Origin of the sequence: Xenorhabdus budapestensis, from assembly GCF_002632465.1 — a bacterium.
In the GTDB taxonomy this organism is placed as follows: domain Bacteria; phylum Pseudomonadota; class Gammaproteobacteria; order Enterobacterales; family Enterobacteriaceae; genus Xenorhabdus; species Xenorhabdus budapestensis.
In genome coordinates, this window is sequence record NZ_NIBS01000001.1 from 28459 (window position 1) to 31729 (window position 3271).

Consider the following 3271-nt stretch of genomic DNA (forward strand, 5'->3'; position numbering starts at 1 on the left):
TTGCTCTTTAACAATCTGGAACAAGCTGAAAATTTGAAACAATCAGTAGCGTCGGAAGACGGTATTGATGAGTCTCTCAAAACTCCAGTCCGAAGACACCTTCGGGTTGTGAGGTTAAGCGACTAAGCGTACACGGTGGATGCCTAGGCAGTCAGAGGCGATGAAGGACGTGCTAATCTGCGAAAAGCGCCGGTAAGGTGATATGACCCGTTATAGCCGGCGATGTCCGAATGGGGAAACCCAGTGCAATCCGTTGCACTATCCTTATCTGAATTCATAGGGTAAGGAGGCGAACCGGGGGAACTGAAACATCTCAGTACCCCGAGGAAAAGAAATCAACCGAGATTCCCCCAGTAGCGGCGAGCGAACGGGGAGCAGCCCAGAGCCATCAGCGATATTCATGTCAGGAGAACGGTCTGGAAAGGCCGGCAGTAAAGGGTGACAGCCCCGTATCCGAAGGCGTGCGTATTGTGAGCTCGAAGAGTAGGGCGGGACACGTGGTATCCTGTCTGAATGTGGGGGGACCATCCTCCAAGGCTAAATACTCCTGACTGACCGATAGTGAACCAGTACCGTGAGGGAAAGGCGAAAAGAACCCCGGCGAGGGGAGTGAAAGAGAACCTGAAACCGTGTACGTACAAGCAGTGGGAGCCCTGATTTATCAGGGTGACTGCGTACCTTTTGTATAATGGGTCAGCGACTTATATTCTGTAGCAAGGTTAACCGTATAGGGGAGCCGGAGGGAAACCGAGTCTTAACTGGGCGTTAAGTTGCAGGGTATAGACCCGAAACCCGGTGAGCTAGCCATGGGCAGGTTGAAGGTTGGGTAACACTAACTGGAGGACCGAACCGACTAATGTTGAAAAATTAGCGGATGACTTGTGGCTGGGGGTGAAAGGCCAATCAAACCGGGAGATAGCTGGTTCTCCCCGAAAGCTATTTAGGTAGCGCCTCGTGAAGTCATCTCCGGGGGTAGAGCACTGTTTCGGCTAGGGGGTCATCCCGACTTACCAACCCGATGCAAACTGCGAATACCGGAGAATGTTATCACGGGAGACACACGGCGGGTGCTAACGTCCGTCGTGAAGAGGGAAACAACCCAGACCGCCAGCTAAGGTCCCCAAGTCATGGTTAAGTGGGAAACGAAGTGGGAAGGCTCAGACAGCCAGGATGTTGGCTTAGAAGCAGCCATCATTTAAAGAAAGCGTAATAGCTCACTGGTCGAGTCGGCCTGCGCGGAAGATGTAACGGGGCTAAACCATGCACCGAAGCTGCGGCAGCGACACTGCGGTGTTGCTGGGTAGGGGAGCGTTCTGTAAGCCGTCGAAGGCGGGCCGTGAGGTCTGCTGGAGGTATCAGAAGTGCGAATGCTGACATAAGTAACGATAAAGCGGGTGAAAAACCCGCTCGCCGGAAGACCAAGGGTTCCTGTCCAACGTTAATCGGGGCAGGGTGAGTCGGCCCCTAAGGCGAGGCTGAAAAGCGTAGTCGATGGGAAACAGGTTAATATTCCTGTACTCGGTGTTACTGCGAAGGGGGGACGGAGAAGGCTATGTCATCCGGGCGACGGTCGTCCCGGTTTAAGCGTGTAGGTGGGATAACCCGGCAAATCCGGTTATCCGCAACACTGAGGCGTGATGACGAGGCACCACGGTGCTGAAGTGACAGATGCCCTGCTTCCAGGAAAAGCCTCTAAGCACCAGGTAACACGGAATCGTACCCCAAACCGACACAGGTGGTCAGGTAGAGAATACTCAGGCGCTTGAGAGAACTCGGGTGAAGGAACTAGGCAAAATGGTGCCGTAACTTCGGGAGAAGGCACGCTGGCGCCAGGTGAAAAGACATGCTCTTGGAGCCGAGGCCAGCCGCAGATACCAGCTGGCTGCAACTGTTTAATAAAAACACAGCACTGTGCAAACACGAAAGTGGACGTATACGGTGTGACGCCTGCCCGGTGCTGGAAGGTTAATTGATGGGGTCATCCTCAGGGAGAAGCTCTTGATCGAAGCCCCAGTAAACGGCGGCCGTAACTATAACGGTCCTAAGGTAGCGAAATTCCTTGTCGGGTAAGTTCCGACCTGCACGAATGGCGTAATGATGGCCAGGCTGTCTCCACCCGAGACTCAGTGAAATTGAACTCGCTGTGAAGATGCAGTGTACCCGCGGCAAGACGGAAAGACCCCGTGAACCTTTACTATAGCTTGACACTGAACCTTGAGCCTTGATGTGTAGGATAGGTGGGAGGCTGTGAAGTGCGGACGCCAGTCTGCACGGAGCCATCCTTGAAATACCACCCTTGAATGTTTGATGTTCTAACGTAGGCCCGTCATCCGGGTTGCGGACAGTGTCTGGCGGGTAGTTTGACTGGGGCGGTCTCCTCCCAAAGCGTAACGGAGGAGCACGAAGGTCAGCTAATCACGGTCGGACATCGTGAGGTTAGTGCAAAGGCATAAGCTGGCTTGACTGCGAGCGTGACGGCGCGAGCAGGTACGAAAGTAGGTCTTAGTGATCCGGTGGTTCTGCATGGAAGGGCCATCGCTCAACGGATAAAAGGTACTCCGGGGATAACAGGCTGATACCGCCCAAGAGTTCATATCGACGGCGGTGTTTGGCACCTCGATGTCGGCTCATCACATCCTGGGGCTGAAGTAGGTCCCAAGGGTATGGCTGTTCGCCATTTAAAGTGGTACGCGAGCTGGGTTTAGAACGTCGTGAGACAGTTCGGTCCCTATCTGCCGTGGGCGCTGGAAGACTGAAAGGGGCTGCTCCTAGTACGAGAGGACCGGAGTGGACGCACCACTGGTGTACGGGTTGTCATGCCAATGGCACTGCCCGGTAGCTAAGTGCGGCAGAGATAACCGCTGAAAGCATCTAAGCGGGAAACTTGCCTTGAGATGAGTCTTCCCTGACTCCTGGAGAGTCCTGAAGGGCCGTCCGAGACGAGGACGTGGATAGGCTGGGTGTGTAAGCGTTGCGAGACGTTGAGCTGACCAGTACTAATGCCCCGTGCGGCTTAACCTGACAACACCGAAGGGGTTTTGTGGGTTTGAGAGACGAGAGAAAGACAGGGTTTCAGGTATATTTTCGATAGGCGCGGAAGCGGTGACGGACGAAAATAACAAGCAGCTTGTTCGGGATTGAATACAGGATTTGTCTGGCGGCAACAGCGCGGTGGTCCCACCTGACCCCATGCCGAACTCAGCAGTGAAACGCCGTAGCGCCGATGGTAGTGTGGGGTCTCCCCATGTGAGAGTAGGGCACTGCCAGACAT

The 3271-nt window shown here is 54.4% G+C and carries 2 rRNA genes; both read left to right on the top strand.

Going from position 1 to position 3271, the window contains the following annotated elements:
• The first annotated feature begins 112 nt into the window (after positions 1-112).
• A 23S ribosomal RNA gene (locus tag Xbud_RS21540) occupies positions 113-3021 on the top strand.
• A gap of 132 nt (positions 3022-3153) precedes the next feature.
• Positions 3154-3269: ribosomal RNA gene (rrf, locus tag Xbud_RS21545) — 5S ribosomal RNA — on the top strand.
• Positions 3270-3271 lie beyond the last annotated feature (2 nt).